Annotated in this window: 21 protein-coding genes and 1 tRNA gene; 9 read left to right on the top strand and 13 right to left on the bottom strand. The window is 51.8% G+C overall.

What is annotated here, in order from left to right; translation table 11 throughout:
• Positions 1-21: 21 nt before the first annotated feature.
• Positions 22-342 carry a hypothetical protein gene (locus LPB67_RS02140; RefSeq protein ID WP_262835419.1) on the bottom strand — a complete coding sequence of 107 codons (321 nt, stop codon included), beginning with the start codon at positions 340-342 and terminating at the stop codon, positions 22-24.
• Positions 343-963: 621 nt separating this feature from the next.
• Here LPB67_RS02140 and gshA point away from each other — a divergent pair.
• Both gshA and rlmF read left to right on the top strand, forming a co-directional pair.
• Positions 964-2,553, top strand: coding sequence for a glutamate--cysteine ligase (gene gshA, locus LPB67_RS02135; protein WP_262835418.1), 1,590 nt, complete (start codon positions 964-966; stop codon positions 2,551-2,553).
• 23 nt (positions 2,554-2,576) lie between these two features.
• A complete protein-coding gene (rlmF, locus tag LPB67_RS02130) occupies positions 2,577-3,569 on the top strand; it encodes a 23S rRNA (adenine(1618)-N(6))-methyltransferase RlmF (RefSeq protein ID WP_262835417.1) in 993 nt (330 codons plus the stop codon).
• Between the two features lie 92 nt (positions 3,570-3,661).
• Here the strand turns inward: rlmF and LPB67_RS02125 are convergent, their stop codons facing one another.
• Positions 3,662-4,303 carry a glutathione S-transferase family protein gene (locus LPB67_RS02125; RefSeq protein WP_262835416.1) on the bottom strand — a complete coding sequence of 214 codons (642 nt, stop codon included), beginning with the start codon at positions 4,301-4,303 and terminating at the stop codon, positions 3,662-3,664.
• Positions 4,304-4,492: 189 nt separating this feature from the next.
• Here LPB67_RS02125 and LPB67_RS02120 point away from each other — a divergent pair, with 189 nt between their 5' ends.
• Entirely contained in the window at positions 4,493-6,103 is a 1,611-nt protein-coding gene (locus LPB67_RS02120; RefSeq protein ID WP_262835415.1) for an NAD(P)/FAD-dependent oxidoreductase, read from the top strand.
• Positions 6,104-6,141: 38 nt separating this feature from the next.
• On the opposite strand, the gene LPB67_RS02115 is transcribed toward LPB67_RS02120, so the two are convergent.
• The 6 genes from LPB67_RS02115 to glnA all read right to left on the bottom strand — a co-directional run bounded on the left by LPB67_RS02115 (position 6,142) and on the right by glnA (position 12,893).
• Positions 6,142-6,969, bottom strand: a complete 828-nt coding sequence (locus tag LPB67_RS02115; RefSeq protein ID WP_262835414.1) for an HDOD domain-containing protein — start codon at positions 6,967-6,969, stop codon at positions 6,142-6,144.
• A gap of 444 nt (positions 6,970-7,413) precedes the next feature.
• Entirely contained in the window at positions 7,414-7,905 is a 492-nt protein-coding gene (locus LPB67_RS02110; RefSeq protein WP_262835413.1) for an arsinothricin resistance N-acetyltransferase ArsN1 family B, read from the bottom strand.
• Between the two features lie 99 nt (positions 7,906-8,004).
• Positions 8,005-9,534 carry a nitrogen regulation protein NR(I) gene (gene ntrC, locus LPB67_RS02105; RefSeq protein WP_262835412.1) on the bottom strand — a complete coding sequence of 510 codons (1,530 nt, stop codon included), beginning with the start codon at positions 9,532-9,534 and terminating at the stop codon, positions 8,005-8,007.
• 82 nt (positions 9,535-9,616) lie between these two features.
• Entirely contained in the window at positions 9,617-10,678 is a 1,062-nt protein-coding gene (glnL, locus tag LPB67_RS02100) for a nitrogen regulation protein NR(II) (RefSeq protein ID WP_262835411.1), read from the bottom strand.
• Positions 10,679-10,775: 97 nt separating this feature from the next.
• Positions 10,776-11,276 (bottom strand): DUF4124 domain-containing protein, encoded by a 501-nt coding sequence (locus tag LPB67_RS02095; protein ID WP_262835410.1) that lies wholly within the window; start codon positions 11,274-11,276, stop codon positions 10,776-10,778.
• Between the two features lie 201 nt (positions 11,277-11,477).
• Positions 11,478-12,893: a type I glutamate--ammonia ligase gene (gene glnA / locus LPB67_RS02090; RefSeq protein WP_262835409.1), complete on the bottom strand. Its 1,416-nt coding sequence runs from the start codon at positions 12,891-12,893 to the stop codon at positions 11,478-11,480.
• 525 nt (positions 12,894-13,418) lie between these two features.
• Between glnA and LPB67_RS02085 the strand changes: the two genes are divergently transcribed.
• Complete coding sequence (locus LPB67_RS02085) at positions 13,419-13,880, top strand: rhodanese-like domain-containing protein (protein ID WP_262835408.1); 462 nt, start codon at positions 13,419-13,421, stop codon at positions 13,878-13,880.
• Positions 13,881-13,890: 10 nt separating this feature from the next.
• Here LPB67_RS02085 and LPB67_RS02080 read toward each other — a convergent pair whose 3' ends face one another.
• Complete coding sequence (locus LPB67_RS02080; protein ID WP_262835407.1) at positions 13,891-14,370, bottom strand: Lrp/AsnC family transcriptional regulator; 480 nt, start codon at positions 14,368-14,370, stop codon at positions 13,891-13,893.
• 138 nt (positions 14,371-14,508) lie between these two features.
• On the opposite strand from LPB67_RS02080, the gene kynB reads away from it, so the two are divergent.
• The 4 genes from kynB (at position 14,509) to LPB67_RS02060 (ending at position 19,613) form a co-directional block, all read left to right on the top strand.
• Positions 14,509-15,150, top strand: a complete 642-nt coding sequence (gene kynB, locus LPB67_RS02075; protein ID WP_262835406.1) for an arylformamidase — start codon at positions 14,509-14,511, stop codon at positions 15,148-15,150.
• A gap of 10 nt (positions 15,151-15,160) precedes the next feature.
• Positions 15,161-16,417: a kynureninase gene (kynU, locus tag LPB67_RS02070; protein WP_262835405.1), complete on the top strand. Its 1,257-nt coding sequence runs from the start codon at positions 15,161-15,163 to the stop codon at positions 16,415-16,417.
• A 65-nt stretch (positions 16,418-16,482) separates the two neighbouring features.
• On the top strand, positions 16,483-17,355 hold the full coding sequence (kynA, locus tag LPB67_RS02065) for a tryptophan 2,3-dioxygenase (RefSeq protein ID WP_262835404.1): 873 nt from the start codon (positions 16,483-16,485) through the stop codon (positions 17,353-17,355).
• 425 nt (positions 17,356-17,780) lie between these two features.
• Positions 17,781-19,613 carry a diguanylate cyclase gene (locus LPB67_RS02060; RefSeq protein WP_262835403.1) on the top strand — a complete coding sequence of 611 codons (1,833 nt, stop codon included), beginning with the start codon at positions 17,781-17,783 and terminating at the stop codon, positions 19,611-19,613.
• A gap of 259 nt (positions 19,614-19,872) precedes the next feature.
• On the opposite strand, the gene LPB67_RS02055 is transcribed toward LPB67_RS02060, so the two are convergent.
• The 3 genes from LPB67_RS02055 to LPB67_RS02045 form a co-directional block, all read right to left on the bottom strand.
• Positions 19,873-21,048, bottom strand: a complete 1,176-nt coding sequence (locus LPB67_RS02055) for an acyl-CoA dehydrogenase (RefSeq protein WP_262835402.1) — start codon at positions 21,046-21,048, stop codon at positions 19,873-19,875.
• 115 nt (positions 21,049-21,163) lie between these two features.
• Positions 21,164-21,787, bottom strand: coding sequence for a LysE family translocator (locus tag LPB67_RS02050; RefSeq protein WP_262835401.1), 624 nt, complete (start codon positions 21,785-21,787; stop codon positions 21,164-21,166).
• A 112-nt stretch (positions 21,788-21,899) separates the two neighbouring features.
• Positions 21,900-21,974, bottom strand: a tRNA-Arg gene (locus LPB67_RS02045).
• 238 nt (positions 21,975-22,212) lie between these two features.
• Here LPB67_RS02045 and LPB67_RS02040 point away from each other — a divergent pair.
• Complete coding sequence (locus LPB67_RS02040) at positions 22,213-24,117, top strand: ATP-binding cassette domain-containing protein (RefSeq protein ID WP_262835400.1); 1,905 nt, start codon at positions 22,213-22,215, stop codon at positions 24,115-24,117.
• 65 nt (positions 24,118-24,182) lie between these two features.
• Here the strand turns inward: LPB67_RS02040 and murJ are convergent, their stop codons facing one another.
• Positions 24,183-25,739 carry a murein biosynthesis integral membrane protein MurJ gene (gene murJ, locus LPB67_RS02035; protein ID WP_262835399.1) on the bottom strand — a complete coding sequence of 519 codons (1,557 nt, stop codon included), beginning with the start codon at positions 25,737-25,739 and terminating at the stop codon, positions 24,183-24,185.
• Between the last annotated feature and the right edge of the window lie 179 nt (positions 25,740-25,918).

Below are 25,918 nucleotides of genomic sequence, written 5' to 3'. Positions count from 1 at the left end.
GGCGTTTAATTCAGCGGCACTTTATTTTCTGCCAGAGAATGTTTTAAAAACTTTCGTTTTTATAGTGACGACAGTTTCAACACCGCGTTCGCCATGCATATCGGTATCCACCATACCTCGCTGAAGATCACTGTAGGCCTGTTTCATCTTCTGTTTGGGAGCAATAGGCTGGGCATCGGTTACCTCATCCCGTTCGTGCGGGAGGTGTAAGGTCGGTCTTTTGATTTTTGATTTCATCGCTGTCTTGCGCTGTCTTGCGCTGTCTTGATTACTTGCTGAGAAGGTCCGCATGATGGATATCGCGAATTGCCTGATGTAATCCTTTTTTTCGACAATAGCCAATCAATGACCGTAAATATGGTGCTGGTATATTTCCCGACCGCCAGCGCCGGTAGTCCAACATGACATTTTTTGGGCAAAAAAATTTCAGATTCTTTATTTTCAAAATAACCCGATTACATTTGCATCAAGCATATCAATAACCTGGATGTAAGCAAGATAACGACTAGTGCGTCGTCGCTCTGTACGTTATCAAACATAAAGATAAAAAATTCGCCAGGTTAACCCTGAGCCGCGGCGAAGAGGGCGCGATTAGGCAAACTCACCGTAATAGGAACAAAACCCCATTTAATAAATCAGGATTTCCGCAAAAACCAAAACCTCTCAGCACCGAAATACGCAGACACGGCAAGAGAGGAAAGGCAGCATGGCGTTTGATATTCAAATGAACCCGCAAGCTGGATGCGCCTGTTGGCACGAAATGTCTCGGAAAGCCGCATACAGCCTGCGGTTTCGATGTACATTGCGGTAAGCAGCTTGTCGTTTTGCGTCAGTCTTATAAATGCAACTGCATGCCCGCGCCATGCGATCAAAAATCGCATCGCAAACGCCGTTTTTCAATTTCGGTTAATCTCTCGCACACGTACGTTTTGCTGACCAAATTGGAATACCTAGGGGATATTTTTGCATACTCAATTGACACGCCGCCTGGCATTATTGACTCAAGAAGAGCATCGTCCGCTATTAAGCCAGGGCTTGCGCGGGATAGAGCGGGAAACTCTGCGCATTGATCCCACAGGCAAACTGGCAGCTAGCGCGCACCCGATCGCCCTTGGTTCTACGCTGACCCATGCACAAATCACGACTGACTATGCTGAAGCTCTGCTGGAATTCATCACGCCTACCGATAACGATATCGCTACCACCTTAGAAAAACTAAATACCATACACCGCGTCGCGTATAGCGCGCTGGGTAGCGAAATGCTGTGGAGCCAATCGATGCCCAGCATTTTGCCGGCTGAGGCGGACATTCAAATCGCCTGGTATGGCAAGTCGCACATCGGTATGCTGAAGCATGTATATCGTCGCGGCCTGGCCTTGCGCTACGGCAAAGCCATGCAATGTATCGCTGGTATTCACTACAATTATTCGCTGCCTGAGAAGCTATGGTCTTTGTTAAAACGAGAAGAGGATGTGTCCGGTACCGAGCAGGATTTTCAGTCCGAAAGCTATATTGCATTGATTCGCAATTTCCGCCGTTATAGCTGGCTGCTCATGTATTTGTTTGGTGCTTCACCGGCCTTGTCGCGTTGCTTCTTGCAAGGCCGCGACCATCAACTCGAACGCTTATCCGAAGACACGCTGTATCTTCCGTATGCAACCAGCTTGCGCATGAGCGATCTGGGCTACCAGAACGATGCGCAATCCGGTTTGCGTCCGCAAGAAAACAGTCTGGAAAACTATGTCAAAACGCTGTCGGATGCAGTCAGCAAACCCTATCCGCCGTATGCCAGATTTGGCATCAAGAATAGCGAAGGCGAATGGATACAACTCAGCACCAATATCCTGCAAATAGAAAATGAGTATTACTCGACGATCCGCCCTAAACGCGTGATCCGTAGCGGCGAGCGTCCGATACAAGCCCTGTGCGGTCGAGGTGTGCAATACATCGAAGTACGTTGCATGGACGTCGATCCTTTTGAACCGATCGGTATCAATCTGGAGACCTCGCGTTTCCTCGATGTGTTCCTGCTGTTTTGCGCCTTAGATGCCAGCCCTGCCATTTCGGCGGAGGAAAGCCGGGAACAAGCCGCGAACTTTGCGCTCACCGTCAAAGAAGGCCGGCGTCCCGGCTTATCCTTGCTGCGACAAGGCGAGGCCATTCATTTGCAGGAATGGGGGCAAGCCTTGCTCGCCAAAATGCAAGCGGTTGCGGAGTTACTGGATCAGGAGCACGGCACCGATAGCCACGCCCGCAGTATGCAAGCGCAATTACAAAAACTACAGGATGCAACGTTGACGCCATCGGCGCGCGTCTTGCAGGCGATGGGCGATCACGGTGATTCTTTCCATCGGTTTGGCCTGCATCAGAGCGAACAGCATGCCGCCTACTTTAAAGCGAATCCGCCGAATGCCGGGGAAAGCCGCTATTTCAAGGAACTGGCAGATAGCTCGCTGGCAGAAACGGCAAAACTGGAGCAAGAACAAACCGGGAACTTCGACGATTATGTCGCTGCGTATCTGGCAAGCAGTCTGTGCAAATCCCTGCCTTGAAATCAAATTCATCTGGCTGCGTAATGACTGCGAAACCCGTTGCAACAACATCTGAACGCCGCTCCGGCAACGGTAAACTGCACCCGCGCAACCGTCATCAAGGCCGCTATGACTTCGCAAAACTGACGTCTGCCGAGCCATCGCTGCTGGCATTTATTGAAGAACATAGTAACGGTGAAACCAGTATTGATTTCGCCAATCCGCAGGCTGTCAGAGCATTGAATCGCGCCTTGCTGAAACACGCTTACAACATAGCCGCATGGGATATTCCGCCGGATAATCTATGCCCGCCGATACCTGGTCGCGCCGATTATCTGCATTATCTCGCCGATCTTCTGGCCGGCAGCAACGGCGGCAAAATCCCCACAGGCAGCGCCGTACAAGTGCTGGATATCGGGGTTGGCGCTAATTGCATTTATCCCCTGATCGGTCATGCAGAATATCAATGGCAATTTGTCGGGACGGATATCAGTTCTGCTTCACTCACCCATGCGCAAAGCATACTCGATGCCAATCCAGGCTTGACTGCCGCGATACACCTACGGCAGCAAACATCGAAGAATGCGATTTTTAAAGAAGTAGTTGCAGACCATGAATGGTACGACCTGACCATGTGCAACCCACCGTTTCACAGTTCGGCCAAAGAAGCCGCTGAAGGCACGCAACGCAAGTGGCGCAACCTGGGGAAAGAAGACGATGGCCGGAACAGCACCCTGAACTTCGGCGGGCAAGATGCCGAGCTTTGGTGTCCCGGCGGTGAAGCGGCTTTTATACAGCGCATGATCAAAGAGAGTAAACAGATGCCGACCCGCTGCTTCTGGTTTACCACGCTGGTATCAAAATCAGCAAACCTGCCCAGCCTGCATGCCGCACTCAAACAGGCCGGCGTGCACGACAGCAAAACGATCTCCATGAATCAGGGACAAAAGCAAAGTCGTTTTCTGGCCTGGACATTTCTGAATCCCGCACAACAAAACGCATGGCACAAATTGCGCTGGTCTAGGGCGGCTATCTAGCAGATCTGGCAGATAAACCTAGCCGCCAGCCCCGCTTAAGCTCGTCTATGCGTTTTCAAATAAGCTGCGAAATACCAGTGGCGAATTCGGTATCAGAAATAAGGCGCAGCAATGCCTTCCATCTCAAAAGTCCGCTGCACACAAGGACGCTCTGCCAGCAGATTGAGGAATCTGCCCAGATGTTCACGCTTGCGCGCAGGCTTATGCATGTTGCGTGTCCAGCGACACAGCATGAACAGATAGGGATCGAGTAACGTGAATTGCTCGCCCAATAAATAAGCACCGCCGGATTGCGCCAGGCTGTTCTCCAATAAATCGATCATCTCGGCGACACGGGCTTCCGCATTGGCTTTTACCTGGGCGATCGCGGCCTCCTCCTGCGCGAGACGATGCGGATAAAAATACGTAATCAGCTCTGCCTGCAGGGTATTCGTCAGGTACATCAGCCACCGATATAATTGCGCGCGCTGCGGCGTTCCCAAAGCTGGCACCAGCTTGCCACCGGAATACTTATCCGCCAGATGCAGGCAGATCGCCGCCGTTTCGGTCAACACCAGGCCATCGTCCAGCAATGTAGGAATCTTGCCGGTCGGATTGAGCTTCATATAGGCCGCTTGTTGATGCTCTTTCTTCTCGGTATCGAGCAATACCAGCTCGTATGGAATGCCCATTTCCTCGAGAATCATATGCGGCGCCAGATTGGCATTGCCTGGATAGTAGTAAAGTTGAATCATGATTTTTGCTTTCTTTGAGTAGTTTTCAATGACAACAGTTGTCTGGCCGATAGATAAGATAGAGAAATCAGCCGGACATCGCTATACCGCTGAGTGAACCGAACACGCTTAAGGGTAAAATACTGGACTGGTCCGCAATTTTACCTTGCGGACATCATCTTGATTTCTGTTTTACCTGGAATACTGTAAATGCTACGCCTGACTGACATACAACTCCCTCTTGATCATCCCGAATCCGCTATCAAAACGGCGATTTTGCAGCGACTTGGCATTTCTGAAGACGATCTGATCAGTTTTATTATTTTCCGGCGCAGCTACGATGCGCGCAAAAAGACCGCCATCGTTTTAATTTACACCATCGATGTAACAACAAAGCAAGGCGATCAACTGCTGGCAAGTCTGAAGAACAAACCGCATATCGCTCTGACCCCGGATACCAGCTACCGCTTCGTTACCCAGGTTGACGCCGCGCCTGTACTGCGCCCTGTCATCATCGGCTTCGGCCCTTGCGGCCTGTTTGTCGCTTTGATTCTGGCGCAAATGGGATTTCGCCCTATCGTGCTGGAGCGCGGCAAAGAAGTACGTGAACGCACCAAAGACACCTGGGGCCTGTGGCGCAAACGCGAGTTGCAGCCAGAATCGAATGTGCAATTCGGCGAAGGCGGAGCGGGTACATTTTCCGATGGCAAATTATGGAGTCAGGTCAAGGATCCGAAACACTACGGTCGTAAAGTGCTCGCGGAATTCGTCAAGGCTGGCGCGCCGGAAGAAATTATGTATGTCAGCAAACCGCATATCGGGACTTTCCGCCTGGTCAAAATGATCGAGGAAATGCGTTCGAATATCGAAGCGCTCGGAGGTGAGATCCGCTTCCAGCAAAAGGTCACCGATATCGATATTGAAGACGGACAAGTCAAAGGCGTGCAGTTAGCGGATGGCTCGTATCTGGCTACCCGGCATGTGGTACTTGCCGTCGGCCATAGCGCGCGCGATACTTTCCAGATGGTGCATCAGCGCGGTATTTATGTCGAGGCGAAGCCATTCTCGGTTGGCTTCCGCATTGAGCATCCGCAATCGATTATTGACAAGGCGCGATTCGGGCCGAATGCCGGCAATAAAATTCTCGGCGCCGCTGATTACAAGTTAGTCCATCATGCAAGCAATGGACGTTCTGTGTATAGCTTCTGTATGTGCCCGGGCGGCACCGTGGTCGCCGCCGCCTCGGAACCCGGTCGTGTCGTTACCAATGGCATGAGCCAATATTCACGCAATGAACGCAACGCCAATAGCGCGATCGTGGTCGGCATCACACCGGCCGACTATCCTGAGCACCCATTGGCCGGCATTGATTTCCAGCGTAAATTGGAATCCTTGGCCTATCAATTGGGCGGTGAGAATTACAATGCGCCAGGTCAGCTGGTTGGTGATTTTTTAGCGAAAAAAACATCGACCGAATTAGGTACGGTCATCCCGTCGTACAAACCGGGGATTACGCTGGTGGATCTGGCGGAAGCCTTGCCTGCTTTCGCGATTGATGCGATTCGTGAAGCCTTGCCTGAGTTCGACAAGCAGATCAAAGGTTTCGCGATGAACGACGCCGTGATGACCGGTGTTGAAACCAGAACGTCATCACCGATTCGCATCAAACGCGACGATCATAGCCTGCAGAGTCTGAATACAAAAGGACTGTACCCGGCCGGCGAAGGCGCCGGTTATGCCGGGGGTATTTTATCTGCCGCGATTGACGGCATTCGGGTAGCAGAAGCACTTGCAATGGATATGCAACAGCAAGCCAAGTAATTTGATGCCATCTGTAAGATGACATCTATGGCGCCGGCTTAAGCGATCAACTCTTCCATACCCTGGCTCAATTGGGCGATTGGCGGCATATCGTTGAGTATCGCATTTGCTGAAATACCCAACTTTTTTGCGATATCTTCAGGGAAAGTTGCCTGCAACTCTTCGGCAGAATAATTATTTTCCAGCGAACGCGAGCGCCATGCGGCGAGATGAATCACGGCAGCCATAGGGTCAAACAAGGTTGCCGCTAACGGCTCCGGGAATGCCAGTATGACCGAGGAAAAATTATCCGGGAAACGCCAGCGTTTCGCCAACTCGGCTCCCACATCAGAAAAATTGTAGCCCAGAGAAGCGCGTTCAACATCCAGACGGCGCGAATCATAAGGACTCGCAATTTTATCAACTTGCAACATGTTTTCTGGCATGCCGGCATGCATTACAAGCTGGCCGATGGCGTGCATCATGCCGACGGTAAATGCAAAATCGGAATTATTGCGCAAGTGCTTCGCCAACCATTTGGCAATGATTGCCGTATGCAAACTGTAGCGCCAGAATTTTTTCAAATCCACGCCGGGCATCGCCTTAAAACTAGCGGTCAATCCGCTACTGACGACCAGAGTACGTACGGTCATAAATCCCAGCATCAGCACGGCATCTTCGACCGTGCCAACGCTACGGGAGGAGTGGTAATAAGAGGAATTCGCCAATCTCAACAACTTGGCGCTAAGTACCTGATCTGCGGAGAGTTTCTTTGCAATTTCATCGATTGACACGTCTTCATTGTTAAAACTGTCGATGACTTCCTGAACCACTTTAGGAATGATTGGCAGGGCATTTTGTTGCTGAAAAAGCGCATCGAAATTCATATTGCATCTCCTTTAAAGACAGCATGTAACAGTATGGACACTGTTACCGCCCTTAATTGGTTCGATATGCACGAAGAAGACCGTAACAAGCTTTCAAAGTCAATGAGTGATGAAGCTTGTTTGCACTCACTATTGAAAATCATACTCTGATACCTTGACCAAATAAAACAATTTTTTCCGGCATCCCACAGACAGCATGTTCTTTAGGATTGACGCAAAAACTCCAATCGCTCACCACAAAGACACGCAGACACAGAGAACAGGCAGGGGAAGGAACAGACTTCATCGGGTGTCGATACTCAAATGAACCCGCAAGCTGGATGCGCCTGTTGGCACGAAATGCTTCTGAAAGCCGCATCCAGCCTGCGGGTTCAATATACGTTGCGGTAAGCAGCTGATCGTTTTGCGCAAGTCCTATTATTCATGGCGCAAAGAAATTTAGCCTTAAAGCGTTTTTTGCCAATAAGCGACATCCACCCAACCATCTTTTTTAAACCCGATTTGCGAAAAATGGGCGACCTTGGAAAATCCTAATTTTTCGTGCAAAGCCACACTGGCGGCGTTCGGCAAAGCAATTCCACCGATCAAAGTATGCACACCCAACTTGCGCAACTGCTCGAATAAGCTCTCGTACAATAGCGTTCCCGCACCTTGTCCCAGCGCGTCATTCGACAGATAGACCGAGCACTCGACCGAAAATCGATACGCAGAGCGCGGCTTCCACTTACTGGCATAGGCATAACCGATCAGCATGCCGTCTCTTTCCAGCACTAACCATGGATAGTCATTGCTCACCTCCGAAATACGGCGCGTCATTTCAGTCACGCTGACTTCTTCCTCCTCAAAAGAAATCGTGGTATTCACTACGTAATAGTTATATATCCGGCAGATAGCTTCTGCATCGGCGAGATCAACCATGCGCAAACCAGGCAGCATAACAACTCCAGACAATAAAAAAGGTGCCGCTACTGTGGTTCAGGAGCGGCACCTTGAGAATCAATTTACCTCTAAAAATTCAACGGCAGGATCGCTGGATTATTCGTCTTTCGCGCCGTCAATACCGAGTTCCTGAATCTTTCTGGTAATCGTATTGCGGCCTATGCCCAACCGAATCGCTGCATCATTTTTCCTGCCGTGCGTATGCTTCAATGCGGCCTTGATGACGATAGACTCAAAACTCCTGCCCAGCTTATCGATGACTTCGGATTGTCCCTGGGCCAGCATGGCAGTAGCCTCTGCTTCCAATAAACTCATCCAGCTCTCGGCTTTATGTTGACTCTGCACATCGCTGATACTGCCGTTGGCAAAGCCGGTGCTATTACTCGTTGCCGCATGTCCCGTATTCACCTCGGCATGGCGGGACTGCATATCGCTGGCTTGATAAGGTGAACTCAGTGCAACAAGCTGACTGGCGGCAGGAACCAAATCCTGCGGCAGATCAGGGATCTCTACCGTTTGCCCCGGCGCCATGACAGTGATCCAGTTACACAGATTTTCCAATTGGCGCACATTGCCTGGAAACTCCAATCCCGACAAGAATTGTAAGGCAGGTTCTGACATGCGTTTGACTTCTACGCCCAATTGTTTGGCGCTTTGGGCCAGGAAAAATTTGGTCAGCAACGGAATATCTTCGCGACGTTCACGCAAACTAGGCAAACGCAGGCGGATCACATTCAGGCGATGATATAAGTCTTCGCGGAACAAGCCGTCTTTAACACGCGACTCCAGATTTTGATGCGTTGCTGCAATCACGCGCACATTCGCCTTCATAGGCTGATGTCCGCCTACCCGATAAAAATGTCCATCAGACAGCACCCGCAATAATCGCGTCTGCAAGTCAAAAGGCATATCGCCGATCTCATCGAGAAATAAAGTGCCGCCTTCAGCTTGCTCAAAACGCCCGCGCCGGGTCGCCTGCGCACCGGTAAATGCGCCGCGCTCGTGGCCGAATAATTCCGACTCCAGCAAATCTTTCGGAATAGCGGCGGTATTCAAGGCGATGAAAGGTTGTGCCGATCTGGGACTATGTTTATGTAAAGCACGCGCTACCAGTTCCTTACCGCTACCGGATTCACCCGTGATCAAGACGGTCACATGCGATTGCGATAAGCGCCCGATGGCACGAAATACATCCTGCATCGCCGGTGCTTGTCCTAAAATTTCCGGAGTCTCAGAAACGTTCTGCTCGACATTCGATTCGCGCAGGCTTTCATCGAGTGCGCGACGGATCAACTCAACCGCTTTATCTAAATCGAAAGGCTTCGCTAAATATTCAAACGCGCCGCCCTGAAATGCCGCTACTGCCGATTCCAGATCCGAAAAAGCGGTCATGATAATCACCGGCAATCCGGGATATTTTGCTTTAACGACTTGCAACAGTTCAAGGCCAGATGCGCCATGCATGCGGATGTCGGACACCAATACTTGCGGCGTATCGCTTTGCAACGCCGTCATCGCATCACGGGCATTCGTGAAGCTCTTGCTTGCGAGATTCTCACGCGCCAGCGCCTTCTCCAGCACCCAGCGAATGGAATCATCATCGTCAACTATCCAGATTGGTTTCATATAATCGTTTTACATCCTGCGTAAGAAAAATAAGCACATTAGATCGGGACACTTGTGATGTACCGGCTGCCAGTTCCCTGCTTTAAGGTAGTGGAATTAAAATGCGGAAATCCGTGCATCCCGGTCGACTTTCGCATTCAATTACCCCCATATGTTGCTCGATGAAGGTTTGCGCCAAAGTCAGTCCTAATCCGCTGCCGCCATCTCGCCCTGACACCAGAGGATAAAAAATGCGGTTGCGAATTTCGGCTGGGATACCTGGTCCGTTATCGATGATATGCAAATCTAATGCCAGCCTGTAGCGCACCTTGGCTAAAGTGATCTGACGTACTACGCGCGACTTGAAAGTCAGTTCAGCATCGCCTTGTTTAATCCGTTCACTCAAGGCCTGCGCTGCGTTATGTGCAATGTTTAATACGGTTTGAATCAACTGCTCTTTGTCGCCGCGAAATTCCGGTATCGATAAATCGTAATCGCGCCTGATGCTCAAACCCTGCGGGAATTCCGCAAAAATCAAGCTGCGCACGCGTTCGCACACTTCGTGAATATTCACATCGCCCACGATGTGCGGCAAACGATGCGGGGCTAACAAGCGATCAACCAATGTTTGCAGGCGGTCAGCCTCTTTGATGATGACCTGGGTATATTCGCGTAATTCTTTTAACTGGCGCTCCGGCAATTCCAGCTCCAGCAATTGCGCGGCGCCGCGTATGCCGCCAAGAGGATTCTTGATCTCATGGGCCAGATTGCGGATCAATTCTTTGTTCGCCTTGCTCTGATCGAGCATACGCTCCTCCCGGTCGAGCTTGAGCTGCTGCACGTTCTCGCGTAATTCGATCAGGACCGGGGTTGCCGGATTTTCCAGGGCCGTCACGATGCTATGCACATGCAAGGGGTCGCGGCCAGCGCGTTCCAGGGTGAGGTCCTGGCGCTTGTCGGCAAACTGATGTGCGACCGCCTGATCGAATACGGCTAATAATTCTTCGCCGTTCAGAAAAAGATCGGTCAATCTGAGTTGGGACAACGATTTTGCCGAGCTGTCCAGCATGTTTTCTGCAGCGGCATTCGCATACAAGATACAGCTATCCGCATCCAATACAATCACCGCAGATGTCAGCAAATCAAGTCCAGCAAACGAGGTCATAGAAGTAATCAAAATGATCCATAAAAAAAGGCCGCCTAGTGCGACCTTGTTACGCAAGCATCATGCCTGAAATGTCTATTTCTCAGATATTGAACATTTATTTCAAATTACTGAGTTCTCGTTTCAGTGCCTCGATGTTTTTTTCGGTGCGACTAATATCATCTTTCATCATTATGGTGCGTTCTTGATATTTGGCGTAGTTCTTTTCATCGCCGCGTCGTTCCGGTTCGCCGTTGTTATAGTCTTTTTTCAGATTCGCTAATTTTTGCTCCTCTGTTTTTAATTCATCCTGCAAAATCTGACGGCGGTCCGAATCGCGCGCTTTTTGCGTACCCTCATCTACTTTCGGGAAATCGCCAGGTGCCGAGGCCGGTTTGGCCGCCGTTTTTTTAGGGAGTGCGGGTGCCGGTATGACGGTAATGCCGGGCAGCTCGACGCGCTTACAGCCTTTGGTCTCGCCGGTATTTTTATATTCCTTTTTACCGTTCTCATCAACACATAGATAGACGTCGCCATCAGCAAATGCCAACGACGCCGTGGAGGCGAACGAACCGAGCGTCGCAGCAGAGAAAATTACAGCACGTAAAAGTTGATTCATTTTGTCAAGGTTTGGTCACTAACAACTTTAGTGTATTCCAAGCAGGCGCACAGCACAATTGCGGCGTTCGGTTAACGGGACATTCCGTGTGACAATCAGTAACAAACCAGGGGAAACCTCCGCTTTCGCGCATATTAAACAAAAAGACGAAAAAAAACGGGGTAATTACCCCGTTTTCGGTTTCTATCATTTCCTGAGAAATTACAGGGAGTAGTACATATCGAATTCTGCAGGATGTGTCGTCATGCGCATACGTTGTACATCTTGCATTTTCAGTTCGATGTAAGCATCGATCATGCTGTCGCTGAACACCCCGCCGCGGGTCAGGAATTCGCGATCCTTGTCCAGCGCTTCCAGGGCTTGCTCCAGGGAATGGCAGACTGTTGGGATCAATGCATCTTCTTCTGGCGGCAAGTGGTACAGATCTTTGGAAGCCGCTTCGCCAGGGTGAATCTTGTTCTGAACACCGTCCAGGCCAGCCATCATCAATGCGGAAAAGCACAGGTAGGGATTCGCCAGAGGGTCCGGGAAACGCGCTTCAACGCGACGGCCTTTTGGATTCGCCACATAAGGAATACGGATCGAGGCAGAACGGTTTTTAGCAGAATATGCCAGCTTGACCGGCGCTTCGTAACCTGGGACCAGACGCTTGTATGAGTTGGTACCTGGGTTAGTGATCGCATTCAAGGCGCGTGCATGCTTGATGATGCCGCCGATGTAGTACAGCGCGAATTCGGACAGACCGGCATAGCCGTCGCCTGCGAACAGGTTTTTGCCGTCTTTCCAGATCGACTGATGCACGTGCATGCCGGAGCCATTGTCGCCGACAATAGGCTTAGGCATGAAAGTCGCTGTCTTGCCGTAGGTATGCGCCACGTTCCAGACCACGTATTTCAGGTTCTGGGTCCAGTCGGCACGCTCGACCAGGGTGGAGAACTTGGTGCCGATTTCGTTCTGGCCGGCACCGGCGACTTCATGGTGGTGCACTTCGACCGGGATGCCCAGGGATTCCAGGATCAGGCACATTTCAGAACGCATGTCCTGGAAGCTGTCGACCGGCGGAACCGGGAAATAGCCGCCTTTGACTGTCGGACGGTGACCGGTGTTGCCGCCTTCGAGTTTTTCGCCTGTAGTCCATGATGCTTCTTCGGAATCGATCTTGACGAAGCAGCCGGACATATCGATTTTCCAGCGTACGCTGTCGAAAATGAAGAATTCCGGTTCTGGACCGAAGTAAGCTGTGTCGCCGATGCCGGAAGATTTCAGGTAAGCTTCTGCGCGCTTGGCGATAGAACGTGGGTCACGATCATAACCTTTGCCATCGGCTGGCTCGATCACGTCACATTGCATGAACAATGTGGTTTCTTCCATGAATGGATCGATGTTGGCGGTATTTGGATCAGGCATCAACAACATATCGGATGCTTCGATCCCTTTCCAGCCGGCGATAGACGAGCCGTCAAATGCGTGGCCAGATTCGAATTTATCCATACCGAACTGGGAAACTGGAACAGTCACGTGCTGTTCTTTGCCTCGGGTATCAGCAAAGCGGAAATCAACGAACTTAACTTCGTTGTCTTTCGCCATTTTCAAGACTTCTGCGGCTGTCATTGCCATGTGAAACTCCTCAAATAGAGCTAAAAATAAATTCGTAAGATGCTGAGCGGTCTGCTAATCAACCCAGCTCTGCAGCGGTGATCCAAGCTGATAATTTATCCTGACTGCATTTAAATAACGGCCAGGGTAAAAATCCGCCTAACTATAGTACACCAAGCTATTAGCAAAACTCACCGAGGATAATAGCAGAATCCATGCCATCTTCTGAGCAATCGTAAGGTTCGCAACAAAAGCGCTAAACCCCTGTTTTCTAGCCACTTTTCCGATGCCTTCGTCAAACCTGCTCAAAATCGTTTGCTACATATTTGCACCATTTAATTGCAAAATACAAATGCCGCACTTATTTAATGCACTTTAATGAAATTTAAAAAATATTGCTTTATTTTGGTGCGCATCGCTTTGCAGTTGATAGCTCGCAAGTTATAAGGATATGATTAAAAGATAATTATTGAGTGGGATTGCATGACTATGCTTACCGGTATGGGGCATAATTATTCCAACCACACTCAGCCAATAAAGTCCACTATGACAACCGAACTCATTGCCATCGCCCGTCAACGCGCTCAGGAATCAGGGCTTCCTTATGCCGGCGCCGTGACGCCGGAAGAAGCGTTTTCACTGTTGCAAAATGATGCCGGAGTGGTGCTGGTGGATGTGCGCACCAATGCGGAACGCGATTGGGTAGGTCGAGTGGCATTGCCGGAAGCGCAGCACAAAGCGGTGCAATGGAACCTCTATCCGGGCGGCGCACCTAACCCCGGCTTTTTATCTGAACTGCAAGCGGCAGCACCGGACACCGCAACGATCTTGTTGTTTTTGTGCCGTTCAGGGGTGCGCTCAAGGCATGCGGCCAAACTGGCTACAGAAAACGGCTATTCGGCTTGTTTTGATATCTTGGAGGGCTTTGAAGGCGATAGAGATGCGGCAGGTCATCGCAAATCGACCGGCGGCTGGTGTCAAAAAAACCTGCCGTGGATTGGCGCATAATTTCACCCGCTTATTTTTCAGATTGCAGCAAGCCCGTGGCAATCTCATTCGTATCCTTTAAGGTCTGCAGCACGATATTCGAGCGTATGTCCAGAACACCCGTGGTCTTGTACAAACGCTCCAGTACAAAGGACGAGTAATGTTTCAGATTGCGCGCCTTCACTCTGAGCAGATAATTGGCGTCGCCGGTAATAATGTAAGAGCCCACCACTTCCGGCCAGCTTTGCAGCGCCGCTGAAAAATTCTCATGCCACTGCTCGACATCGCGCCGCATCGTCACCTGCACAAACGCATCGACTTCCAGGCCCAAAGCCGTCGCATCGAGTACCGCACTATAGCGGCTGATGATGCCTGCCTCTTCCAGCATCCGGACCCGCCGCAAGCATGACGAGGGCGATAAAAATACCCTGTCTGCCAGATCCTGGTTGCTGATGCGCCCTTCGCTTTGCAGGAAGTGCAAAATCTTCATATCGGTTGCATCTAATTGCATTTCGCACATCCCATCGAATATTGAATAATTATTCGCAGTTTATTCTACAAAATCTCGATTATCCATAGCAATTTGCAAGAACTCATCGACATTTTCAGCATAAAATTATCTCTACAAATCGACTGAAGGAGACCGCTTATGCCCGCCGCTATCCCACGCATCTGGGACATTACACCCACCATGCAGCACGGCATGCCGGTCTGGCCCGGCGACACAGCCTATGCATCCGACACCACCTGGCAGATTGCCGACGGCTGCCCGGTCAAGGTCAGCAAAATCAGCATGTCCACGCATACCGGCGCGCATTGCGATGCGCCCTCGCATTACGATCCCTCCGGTTTAGCTATTGATCAGGTCGATCTGACTACGTACATCGGCGCCTGTCGGGTGATCCATTGCATAGGCAGGACGACGGTCGAGCCTGAGCATATTGCAGCGCAATTGGCGGGGACGCCGCCACGGGTTTTGCTCCGCACTTATTTCAAGGCGCCACAGGATCGGTGGGACGATCATTTCCCGCACATTGCACCTGCCACGATTGCCTTATTGGCGACGCATGGCGTGCGGCTGGTCGGCATCGACAGCCCTTCGCTGGATCCGCAGACATCCAAGACCATGGACTGTCATTGGGCAGTGCGACAGCACCAGATGGCGATACTCGAAGGTATCGTGCTCGATGACATCAGCGCAGGAGATTACGAATTAATCGCCCTGCCGCTCAAACTCGCCGGACTCGATGCCAGCCCGGTACGCGCCGTTCTCCGTTCACTTACTTTCTGAGTTGTTCACCATGACTACAATTGACCGCCAACACTGCCTGAAGCTCGATGCGCAAGATGCGCTGGCTGGGCTAAGACAAGAATTCGATTTGCCAGACGGCGTGATTTACCTCGATGGCAATTCGCTCGGCGCCATGCCGAAATCCTCAGCAAGCCGCGCCCAGCAAGTGATACGCCAGGAATGGGGAAACGACCTGATCAAGAGCTGGAATACGGCTGGCTGGTTTGAGCTGCCTTCGCGACTCGGCAATTTGCTCGCCCCGCTGATCGGTGCGAGACAAAACGAAGTCGTCGTCACCGACTCGACCTCGATTAATTTATTCAAGGCGATTGCCGCAGCCTTACAGATTCAGGCGAGCAATCCCGCCAACGCGGAACGCCACATCATCGTCACTGAGCGCAGCAATTTCCCGACAGATATCTACATCGCCGAAGGGCTGACGCGCTGGCTGGATCGCGGCTATCAATTGCGGCTGGTCGATACGCCGGAAGAGCTGCACAAAGCGATCGACAAGCACACTGCCCTGGTCATGCTGACCCATGTCAATTATCGTAGCGGCTATCTGCATGACATGACTGCGGTCACGGCGCACGCACATGCGCAAGGCGCATTAATGCTGTGGGATCTGGCACATTCTGCCGGCGCAGTACCGGTGCAATTGAATGAGGCAAAAGCCGATTTCGCCGTCGGCTGCACCTATAAATATCTGAACGGCGGTCCGGGATCGCCGGCCTTTATCTGGGTGCCGACCCGTCATCAGGAAGCCTTCTCCCACCCGCTCTCTGGTTGGTGGGGGCATGCCAAGCCGTTTGAAATGCAAACCAGCTTTAGCGCTACGCCAGGCATACGGCGCGCGCTCTGCGGCACCCAGCCTATCGTCTCGCTGGCGATGGTGGAATCGGGGCTGGAAATTTTTGGCAAAACCACGATGACGGCACTACGCGCCAAATCACTGGCGCTGACGGATTTATTCATTCATCTGGTCGAAAGCCGCTGTGCATCGCATCCCCTGAAATTAGTCACGCCGCGCGAGCACGCGCAACGCGGCAGCCAGGTCAGTTTTAGCCATCCGCATGGTTACGCCGTGATGCAGGCATTGATTGCACGCGGCATCATCGGCGACTATCGCGAACCCGCCATCATGCGCTTTGGCTTCACGCCTTTGTACACGCGCTTTAGCGATGTCTGGGATGCGGCAGAAGGTTTGCGCGACATCCTGGACCACAAAATTTACTCGCTGCAAGGCGAACGCAATGAAGTCACCTGAAGCACCGCACGAATACGAAACAACACCCGCCAGGCAATCACTCAGCAACCATTGAAGCGACCATCATGAGCACTCAAGACAAACCCAATAACAACAGCGACAGCAAAGCAACCTGCCCTATGTCCTGGCATGGCGCAAAGATGGATTTCAGTAGCGACATGAGCTACGGCGACTATCTCGGCCTGAATCAAATCCTCAATGCCCAGCATCCGCGTTCGCCGAATCACAATGAAATGCTGTTCATCATTCAGCATCAAACCAGCGAGCTCTGGATTAAATTGATGCTGCATGAACTGCATGCGGTGCGCGCGCTATTGCGCGCCGGCGATTTGCCGCCCGCCTTCAAAATGCTGTCGCGCGTGGCGCGCATCATGGACCAACTGGTGCATGCCTGGGATGTGCTGGCCACTATGACGCCCAGCGAATACACCGCCGTTCGCCCCTATCTCGGCAATTCGTCGGGCTTCCAGTCGCATCAGTATCGCGAGCTGGAATTTTTGCTCGGAAATAAAAATGCCCAGATGCTGAGCGTTCACGAAAGTAATCCCGATGCGCATGCCGCGCTCAGCGCGGCCCTGCATGCGCCATCGATTTATGATGAAGCAATCATGCTGATGGCGCGTCAGGGATTTACGATCGATGCAGCGCGCCTGAATCAGGACTGGACGCAAGGCGTTATCGCGAATGAGTCGGTCAAAGCCGCCTGGTTGCAGGTGTACCAGACCCCTGAGCAGCATTGGGTCCTGTACGAACTGGCGGAGAAGCTGGTCGATATGGAAACCGCCTTCCGCATCTGGCGCTTCCGCCACGTCACGACGGTGGAGCGCATCATCGGCTTTAAGGCCGGTACCGGCGGCACGGCGGGCGTCAGCTATCTGCGTAAAATGCTGGATGTGGTGTTATTCCCGGAACTGTTTTCTCTGCGTACGGCTTTATAAAGTGCTCAAGGAACGTTGAAGCATCCGTTGCAATGTAAAAAAATTGATACTCCCATGCAGTATTAATTCAACACCCCTATAAAACATGCGGAATAGTGCATGTTTTATAAAAATATTGGGGAGTATGTTAGTTTCCATATAAATAGGTGTGACATAGCTGCGAATATCTTCCATGCCAGCTATCTCCATTAAGAAAATTAATGAACTAAAAGACAACTAATTGCGCACATTCATCAAGATTTGATTTATTATTTGCCAACATACTTAATTTTGAATTCTTGCAAAACCAAAGTGACTTGACCCCCAGCAATTTCCCCCACAAGATCACGGATAAACAGGCTCTAATTAGTAGAAACAAGCAGCTCAATATCGATTCCTACCGCACCGCTATTTTGATGTAGCGGTCAGTGTTAGCAGGTGATGCCATGGCGACGCGCGATAGACAGCAAGAACCGGCCACACACAATGGGATGGTCAACGGCAGTCCATCGACTGTCATCGCAACCAACGGCGCCAACCCTGGCAATACAGACGCCGCAATCGCTCTGGCCCCTTTGCCCCCCCGCAGTTGGTTCGGCCTGCGCGAACAACTCATGATGCTGGTCATGGGCGTCGCTATCCTGTGCATGCTGGCCGCCGTTGCGACCTTCTTCTTTGTCAGTCAGCGCTCGATGGAAATCGCCATCGAATCTCATCTGGCCTCAGTTGCGCGACTGCATGCGCAAAGAATCGACGAGTTCAATCATTTTCTGCGGGCTGAATTACAGCTCATGAGCAACCGTACCCAACTCAGCAAATCCGTCAGCGCTTACATCGATCATCGCAGCGATGGCGCATTGGAACAGGCCAATGAACTGCTCAACGACGCCAAACGCAGCGCATCTTTCATCGACAATGTCCTGATCTATGGGATAGACGGCAAACTGATCACCTCGGTATCGGCGATCAGTCAGGAGTCGCAACAACTCGATGTCAGCACCCGGGATAGCTTGCTCACCAATCCGCTGATTACCGCCAGCATCGTCGGTGCCGATGGACGCAGGCTGATCCGCGCGGGCGGGCCGCTGATGGATGGGCGACGCGTGATCGGCATCCTGGTGATACTGACCAGTATGGAGCCGTTACGTGCGATCTCCGGCAGCAGCGCCGGCTGGGTTTCGGAAGAACTCATCATCACCGAGATCGATGCCAATGGCGCGCCGCGTCCCATCACGCCGCTGCGTTTTGCGATGCTGGAAGACGTGCCCGTTGTCAAATTGACCCGCATCCATGAGGCACGCTCGGGCACCTCCGAAGAACGTCACCTGCTGAGCGGCAAAGATTACCGCGGCACCCCGGTACTCGCCTATACCCACAATCTGGCGCAGCCGAACTGGACCATCATCGTCAAGATCGATCAGGAAGATGCCTACAAACCCTTGCGCGACCAGCGCAATCTCTGGCTGGCATTGATGCTGACTGTGTTTGTGGTGACCGCCGCGATTGCCGTCTGGCTCTCCAGTCATTTCACACTGCCTATCCTGCACATGGCCGAAGTCGCAGTGATGATTGCCAGCGGCGACCTGAAGCGTCGCATGCAACATGCGTCACGCGACGAGCTGGGTATGCTGTCCTACTCGGTCAATCGCATGGCGGACAAGCTGCTGGATGTCAGTTCCGAACTTGAGGTACAACTGCGTCTACAGCAAGACCGTGCAGAGCGCCTGAACGAACAACTGATACACGCCAATAATGAATTGCACTGGCTCTCACGTACCGATGCACTGACCCGCCTGTTCAATCGCCGCACCCTCGATGAAACCCTGGAAAGCGAATGGCTGCGCGCCACCCGCAGCAAACATTCGCTGGCGGCGATCATGATCGATATCGATTTTTTCAAACTGATCAATGATATTTCGGGGCATGCCAGCGGTGATGAATGTCTGCGTCGCGTCGGCGCATTGCTGAAAGAAACCGCGCAACGTAGCGGCGATTTTATTGCACGTTATGGCGGCGAAGAATTTGTCGTGCTGGTGGTCGATGCAGATCTGCCACACGCCATGGCATTCGCCGAACGCATCAAGACGCGCTTAGCCGAAGAAGCGATCCATCACCCCGCCTCGGAAATCGGTCCCTACGTGACGGTCAGCATGGGCATCGCCGCCCTGCATCCGAGCAAAGAAACCTCGCCGCAAGTCTTGCTGTCTCTCGCAGATCAAGCCTTATACCTGGCCAAATCGCGGGGCCGCAATCGAATCGAAACGCTGAGCGGTCATTAAAAAAGGGCGCGCACGCCCTTTTTTGCCTTAGCTCTTACTCTTAGGATTTACGCAAAACGACAAGCTGCTTACCACAACGCCCGATTGAACCCGCAGGCTGGCTGCGGCTTTCAGAGGCATTTCGTGCCAACAGGCTCATCCAGCCTGCGGGTTCGTTTTGAATATCATCATTCCGTGGCGCTGTTTACTCTTGCTTTCCTCTGCGTCTCTGTGTCTCGACAACAAGAGGTTTGTTTTTTTGCACAAGTTTTGACTCTACTTAAAACGCCGCAATGCCTGTCTGCGCACGTCCCAGGATCAAGGCATGAATATCATGCGTACCTTCATAGGTATTCACGACTTCCAGATTCACCAGATGACGCGCTACGCCGTATTCGTCCGAGATCCCGTTACCGCCCAACATATCGCGCGCCATGCGGGCGATATCGAGTGATTTACCGCAGGAATTACGCTTCATGATCGACGTAATTTCTACCGATGCGGTGCCCTCGTCCTTCATGCGCCCCAGGCGCAGGCAGCCTTGCAAGGCCATCGTAATTTCGGTCTGCATATCTGCGAGTTTTTTCTGGATCAGTTGATTCGCGGCCAGGGGACGGCCAAACTGCATACGGTCCATGGTGTACTGACGTGCCGTATGCCAGCAGAATTCTGCCGCACCGAGCGCGCCCCAGGCGATCCCGTAGCGTGCCGAGTTCAGGCAAGTGAAAGGGCCTTTCAGGCCTTCAACTTTGGGCAGCATATTTTCTTCCGGCACGAAGACTTCATCCATCACGATTTCACCCGTAATCGATGCGCGCAACCCGACCTTGCCATGAATAGCCGGTGCCGATAAACCTTTCCAGGCTTTTTCCAAAATGAAGCCGCGAATGCGCCCATCGTCGGTTTTCGCCCAGACCACAAACACATCGGCAATCGGGCTATTGGTAATCCACATTTTCGCGCCGCTTAATGAATAACCGCCTGGCACGGTTCTGGCGCGCGTCTCCATACTGCCGGGATCCGAGCCATGATTCGGCTCGGTCAGGCCAAAGCAACCGATCCACTCGCCGCTGGCCAGTTTCGGCAAATATTTTTGTTTTTGCGCCTCGCTACCGAACTCATTGATCGGCACCATCACCAGGGAACTCTGTACGCTCATCATCGAGCGATAACCGGAATCGACACGCTCAACTTCGCGCGCGATCAAGCCGTAAGAAACATAATTAAGACCGGCGCCACCGTATTCCGCCGGGATCGTCGGACCCAGCAAACCCAGCGCACCCATTTCAGGAAAAATCGACGCATCCGTTTTTTCATGGCGAAAAGCCTCTAATACCCGCGGCGCCAGTTTCTCTTCGCAATACACGCGCGCCGCTTCCTGCACCATGCGCTCTTCATCGCTCAACTGCGATGACAACAATAAAGGATCGTCCCACTGAAATGATGCTTTCGCCATTTGTCTCTCTCTTTTAATTGATATAAAAATGCTCGCTGTGTATTCTAAACCTTCTGCTTTGCAGGCGATCTAATTCCTGTGCGGATTGGTCGCGCATCACAGCCGATTCGTTAATTTAATTCGTCGATAATTTGATGCCAAACCCAATCAGCGTCACCCCGGCGACTTTATGCGCGACTCGGCCTATCCAGGCATTTTTCTTCAAACGCGTCGTGATGAGATTCACCAGCAACACGACGGAAAAACAAAACAACACCGTCAAGCAGCTCACCGTCACGCCCATTGCCAATAAAGTCCAGGCACCATGATGCTCAGCAGGATTAATAAACAAAGGGAAGAACGCCATATAAAACACGATCGCTTTGGGATTCATCAGGGTAATCAAAAACAAACGACGAAAATCCTGCGTACCGCCATTCGCCTCGAGTCCCGACGAAGAATTCGATTCAAGCGCTTTCACTCGCAATAAAGTCACGCCGATATAGATCAGGTAAGCCGCGCCCAGATATTGAATCGCCTTAAACACCAGCGGATTCGCCTGCAACAGCGCCGCCACCCCAATACCCGCCAGCGTCATATGCACCCAGTCACCGGCAACCACGCCGAGCGTACTGGCAAAGCCAGCCCGCCGGCCATGCTTGCCGGTCGCCGCAACGATCCCCAATAATCCGGGACCAGGTATCGCCAGGAACAATAGAACAGTGAATACAAAGGTGGGGTAATTGACGATGCCGAACATGACGCACTCCTGCGGATGAATACTTTTAGAGCAGAAAGACTAGCACAAAATGGACAATGCGATTTCAGAAGAAGTACAGGCAATTCCGGGCCAAGGGAATGCAATAGGCTATTGGTCCCTCCGACAAGAATCGAACTTGTATCCCACGCTTAGGAGGCATGTGCACTATCCATTGTGCTACGGAGAGACTCTATTCGAGCACCAGTACCGCCGTGCTCTTTGGAAGAGAGCAGCATCTTACCTGAGCGTAGCACAACAAGCAATTCGCAGCTTTTACGATAGATGACGCCGGCTCAAGTACAATACTGCCTTTATTCATCCAATTTCAGCAGATTTCGGTTGCTTTAAGCCTGATTTAACAGTTTATCGCCGATTAACCGACTCTCCCAGCTTTAGTTAAACACACCCTCGTTCACCAGGTATTTATGGCAGTCATTTCACTCAGCAATGCCCAGTTGGCATTCGGTCACGTCGCCCTGCTCGATCACGCAGAATTTTCTATCGAGGCCGCCGAGCGCGTCGGCTTGATTGGCCGCAATGGTACCGGCAAATCCTCGCTCCTTAAAATCATCGCCGGCACATCGAAGCTGGATGACGGCTTGCTGGTGATGCAACAAGGCATCAAAATTGCCTATGTCGAGCAGGAACCGCAATTCTCGCCGGATATCAGCGTATTTGATGCGGTTGCCTCCGGCATGGGCGAAATGGCAGCCTTGCTGGCAGAGTATGAAGCGCTGACCGGTCAGTTCGGCGGCGATGATGATGAAGCGTTGATGGAGCGCATGCATGACATTCAGGTCAAGCTCGATGCGGCTGATGCCTGGAGCCTGACTAACAAGGTTGAGACTACGCTGGATAAGCTGAACCTGAGCAAAGACGCCATCATGAGCACGCTGTCCGGCGGCATGAAAAAACGCGTGGCATTGGCCTGCGCCCTGGTCAGCGCACCGGACGTGCTGTTGCTTGATGAACCGACCAATCATCTGGATTTTTCTTCGATCAAATGGCTGGAAGGCCTGTTGCGCGACTTTAAAGGCAGCGTGCTGTTCATCACGCATGATCGTAGCTTCCTGGATAACGTGGCGACGCGCATCATTGAACTGGACCGCGGCAAGATTACCTCTTACCCGGGCAACTTCACGACCTACCAGACACGCAAAGAAGAACAACTCGAGAACGAGGAAGTGGAGAACGCCAAGTTCGACAAGTTCCTCGCACAAGAAGAAATCTGGATACGCAAAGGCGTCAAAGCCCGCCGGGTACGTGATGAAGGCCGCGTCAAGCGGCTAGAGAATCTGCGCCTGCAACGCAGTGCCCGCCGTGATCAGCAAGGTCAGGTCAAGCTTGATGTGACGACAGGCGAACGCTCAGGCAAGATCGTCGCGGAACTGGAAAACATCTGCAAGTCCTTTGGCGAAAAAGTCATCGTACGCGACTTCTCCAGCATCATTATGCGCGGCGACAAGATCGGCCTGATCGGCCAGAACGGTGCCGGCAAAACGACTTTACTGAAACTGATCCTGGGGCAAGACGACCCCGATAGCGGCACGATCAAACAAGGCAGCAAGTTGCAGATCGCCTACTTCGACCAAATGCGCGCGCAGTTAAACGACGAGATGAGTCTGGCCGATACGATTGCGCCAGGCAGTGATTTTGTCGAGATCAACGGCCAGCGCAAACACGTAATGTCGTATCTCGGCGACTTCCTGTTCGCACCGGAACGTGCGCGCTCTCCCGTCAAATCCCTGTCCGGCGGTGAGCGCAACCGCCTGCTGCTGGCCCGCTTGTTCGCCAAGCCGGCCAACGTCCTGGTACTCGATGAACCAACCAATGACCTGGATATCGATACGCTCGAATTGCTGGAAGAATTATTGGAAGATTACGACGGCACCGTATTCCTGGTCAGCCATGACAGAACCTTCCTCGACAATGTCGTCACGCAAGTAATCGTGGCCGAAGGCGACGGTCAGTGGGGCGAATTTATCGGCGGCTATTCGGATTGGGAACGTTATCGCAACTCGACTCCGCTGATCAAGACGAGCAGCAAACCAGAGACAAAATCCGACGCTAAAACCGATGCTAAAGCCAGCGCCTCTGCACCAGCCGCCAAGCAAAAGAAACTCAGCTATAAAGAGCAACGTGAGCTGGATGAATTGCCGAATCTGATCGCCGCAATGGAGGCGGAGCAAAAAGCCATTACCGAAAAACTCAACGACGTCCATCTCTACAAGAATGGCCCGGATGAAGCGAACAAGCTCAACGCACGCTATGCAGAACTCGACGAGTTATTAATCGAAGCGCTGGATAAATGGGAAAAAATCGCAGGCTGATCAAGGGCGATGCATAAAAAAACGGGGCAATCATCTGCCCCGTTTTTTATTGTACAAGCCATCAATTAACTGACCGCTTTACGAAAATCCTTTAAGCGAAATCCCATCACAAACAAGGCAGAGAAGTAGGTCAGCATGCAAGTGGCAATAACGGCTCCCAAGATGGCAATACGCGTAATCTTATGTGGCTTCAAGCCTATCCAATCAACTTGTGCGGACAAGAAAAACGCCACGATTCCCATCAAAATCAAAGCCAGCAGCAATTTGGCCACGAACTTCATCCAGCCAGGTTCCGGCGTGTAAATACCGCGCTTCCTGAGACCCGCATACAAAAAAGCAGCATTGATGCAAGCGCCCAATCCGACCGATAAGGCGAGGCCGACATGTCCCATTCCCATGACGCGCAAAAACAAAAGATTCATCAGTTGGGTGCACATCAGCACGCCAAGCGCGATTTTTACCGGTGTTCGTATATCTTGTTTCGCATAAAAGCCCGGTGCGAGGATTTTCACCAGAATCAACCCCATCAAACCCACGCCATACGCAGTGACCGCCTGCGATGTCATATGCACCGCCTCAGCACTGAATTTACCATTGTGAAATAAAGTCGCCGTCAATGCATCGGGCAAAGTCCCTAAAGCCACTGCGGCTGGCATCGCCAACAAACATGTCAAACGCAAACCCCAATCCAGGAGCGATGAATATTCTCTGGTATCAGCGTCAAAATTCGCCTTGGATAAACTCGGCAATAAAATCGTCCCTAACGCCACACCGAGTAAGGCACTCGGAAATTCCATCAAGCGGTCGGCCGATGCTAACCACGAGATGCTGCCGTCAGGCAAATACGACGCCCAGGTGGAATTGATCAGGATGCTGATTTGCGTGGCGGATACCGCCAAAACAGCCGGCCCCATTTGACGCAAAGCTCGTTTCACACCCGGATCGCGTAAAGCAAAAAACGGATTCATCCGGAAGCGCGGCAATACGCCTAATCGGACCAAGGCCGGCACCTGGATTGCCACCTGCAAAATACCTCCGACAAACACGGCAATCGCCAATGCGTAAATAGGTTGCGCAAGATGCGGCGCCAAAAAAATCGATGCGGCGATAGAAGAAAAATTCAATAAAACCGGAGTAAATGCCGGGATTTTAAATTCACGCCAGGTATTCAAAATCCCGCTGGATAGAGCGACCAGAGACATGAAACCAATGTAAGGAAACATGATCCGCGTCATCACAACTGTCGTTTCAAATTTAGCCGGATTTTGCGCAAAACCTGATGAGAACAGATACACCAGTACCGGTGCGCCGATCACGCCTAGTATGCAAGTAGCCAGTAATGTCCATGCCAACACAGTCGCGACATGATCGATCAATTCCTTAGTGACCACATCGCCTTTTTGATTTTTATATTCAGCCAGGATAGGAACGAATGCCTGAGAGAATGCGCCTTCGGCGAACAAGCGACGAAAAAAATTCGGAATACGAAAAGCGGCGTTATACGCATCGGTCAGTGCCGTCGCGCCAAAGTAATTGTTGATCAACACATCGCGGACAAGCCCGGTAATGCGCGACAACATCGTCATGCCACTGATCGTGGCGAGCGTTTTGAGTAGGTTCATGGAGCGGCATTATAACGTTAGCAAGCATGCCGGAGTAGATCGACAATCCCCAGTTTACAAAGAGCAGATCGTCCGTCATATAAAGCAGGCTTGCGCCCAGCTAAAACGAGAGATCGACTCCAAGGGGAATAAAACATTTGCCGCTAAATCTTTATCTGCTATAATTGCGAGCTTCGCAA

Source organism: Undibacterium sp. Jales W-56, assembly GCF_025548535.1.
Taxonomy (GTDB): domain Bacteria; phylum Pseudomonadota; class Gammaproteobacteria; order Burkholderiales; family Burkholderiaceae_D; genus Undibacterium.
This window is presented reverse-complemented; position numbering and strand designations above follow the sequence as displayed.

Coding starts and splice junctions, on each gene's coding strand:
- LPB67_RS02055 (WP_262835402.1), bottom strand. CDS start 21,048: ATGGCGAAAGCATCATTTCAGTGGGACGATCCTTTATTGTTGTCATCG.
- LPB67_RS02080 (WP_262835407.1), bottom strand. CDS start 14,370: ATGCAATTAGATGCAACCGATATGAAGATTTTGCACTTCCTGCAAAGC.
- ntrC (WP_262835412.1), bottom strand. CDS start 9,534: ATGAAACCAATCTGGATAGTTGACGATGATGATTCCATTCGCTGGGTG.
- LPB67_RS02050 (WP_262835401.1), bottom strand. CDS start 21,787: ATGTTCGGCATCGTCAATTACCCCACCTTTGTATTCACTGTTCTATTG.
- kynA (WP_262835404.1), top strand. CDS start 16,483: ATGAGCACTCAAGACAAACCCAATAACAACAGCGACAGCAAAGCAACC.
- LPB67_RS02120 (WP_262835415.1), top strand. CDS start 4,493: ATGCTACGCCTGACTGACATACAACTCCCTCTTGATCATCCCGAATCC.
- murJ (WP_262835399.1), bottom strand. CDS start 25,739: ATGAACCTACTCAAAACGCTCGCCACGATCAGTGGCATGACGATGTTG.
- LPB67_RS02125 (WP_262835416.1), bottom strand. CDS start 4,303: ATGATTCAACTTTACTACTATCCAGGCAATGCCAATCTGGCGCCGCAT.
- glnL (WP_262835411.1), bottom strand. CDS start 10,678: ATGACCTCGTTTGCTGGACTTGATTTGCTGACATCTGCGGTGATTGTA.
- LPB67_RS02040 (WP_262835400.1), top strand. CDS start 22,213: ATGGCAGTCATTTCACTCAGCAATGCCCAGTTGGCATTCGGTCACGTC.
- LPB67_RS02085 (WP_262835408.1), top strand. CDS start 13,419: ATGACAACCGAACTCATTGCCATCGCCCGTCAACGCGCTCAGGAATCA.
- kynU (WP_262835405.1), top strand. CDS start 15,161: ATGACTACAATTGACCGCCAACACTGCCTGAAGCTCGATGCGCAAGAT.
- LPB67_RS02060 (WP_262835403.1), top strand. CDS start 17,781: ATGGCGACGCGCGATAGACAGCAAGAACCGGCCACACACAATGGGATG.
- LPB67_RS02110 (WP_262835413.1), bottom strand. CDS start 7,905: ATGCTGCCTGGTTTGCGCATGGTTGATCTCGCCGATGCAGAAGCTATC.
- LPB67_RS02095 (WP_262835410.1), bottom strand. CDS start 11,276: ATGAATCAACTTTTACGTGCTGTAATTTTCTCTGCTGCGACGCTCGGT.
- kynB (WP_262835406.1), top strand. CDS start 14,509: ATGCCCGCCGCTATCCCACGCATCTGGGACATTACACCCACCATGCAG.
- LPB67_RS02115 (WP_262835414.1), bottom strand. CDS start 6,969: ATGAATTTCGATGCGCTTTTTCAGCAACAAAATGCCCTGCCAATCATT.
- glnA (WP_262835409.1), bottom strand. CDS start 12,893: ATGGCAATGACAGCCGCAGAAGTCTTGAAAATGGCGAAAGACAACGAA.
- rlmF (WP_262835417.1), top strand. CDS start 2,577: ATGACTGCGAAACCCGTTGCAACAACATCTGAACGCCGCTCCGGCAAC.